Source organism: Streptomyces durocortorensis, assembly GCF_016901035.1.
GTDB classification, from domain to species: Bacteria; Actinomycetota; Actinomycetes; order Streptomycetales; family Streptomycetaceae; genus Streptomyces; species Streptomyces durocortorensis.
In genome coordinates this window covers 1-938 of record NZ_JAFEUF010000524.1, presented here as the reverse complement: position 1 = coordinate 938, position 938 = coordinate 1, and the positions used below count along the sequence as shown (strand labels likewise).

Here is a 938-nt window from a genome sequence, read left to right as displayed (position 1 = left end):
GCCTCGGACAACGCGGTCAGGAAACGCTCCTGGCCACCCTCACCCCGACGCAGCGAACCCACCACCACCACATCCGCGTCCGCCGCCTCCGCCGTCTCCTGAACACCCACCGCCAGCACAGGATGCGGACTGCACTCCACGAACACCGACCGCCCATCAGCCAGCAGAGCACGCGTAACGTCCTCGAACCGCACCGTCGAACGCAGATTGTCAAACCAGTAACCCGCACCCATCGACGCCGTATCGACCGGAGCACCCGTCACCGTCGAATACAACGGCACACCCGACGACACCGGACTCACACCCGCCAGATCCGACAGGATCCGCTCCCGCAACTCCTCCACCTGCACCGAATGCGAGGCATAGTCCACCGGAATACGACGCGCCCTCACCCCCCGCACCTCACACAGCCCCAGCAACTCCTCCAACGCCTCCGGCCGCCCCGACACCACCGTCGACCCCGGACCATTGGCCGCCGCCACCGACAACCCCCCACCCAAACCACCGATCAAACCCTCAACCACACCCCGGCCCGCAGCGACCGACACCATCCCCCCACCACCGGCCAACGCCAAAATCGCCCGGCTCCGCAACGCCACCACACGGGCCCCGTCCTCCAACGACAGACCACCCGCCACCACCGCCGCAGCAATCTCCCCCTGCGAATGACCCACCACCGCCGACGGCACCACCCCACAAGCAGCCCACAACCGCCCCAACGACACCATCACCGCCCACAACACCGGTTGCACCACATCCACCCGGCCCAGCACACCCTCATCACCACTCTCGATCACCTCCAACAACGACCAGTCCACCCACCGCCCCAAAGCCCGCTCACACTCCGCCAACGACTCCCGGAACACCACCGACCAACCCGCCAGCTCACGCCCCATCCCCACCCACTGCGAACCCTGACCCGGAAAAACGAACACCAC

General features: G+C 67.0%; 1 protein-coding gene. It reads right to left on the bottom strand.

Going from position 1 to position 938, the window contains the following annotated elements; genetic code table 11:
* On the bottom strand, window positions 1-938 hold a 938-nt coding region (locus tag JS521_RS35880; protein ID WP_205087021.1), incomplete at both ends, for an acyltransferase domain-containing protein.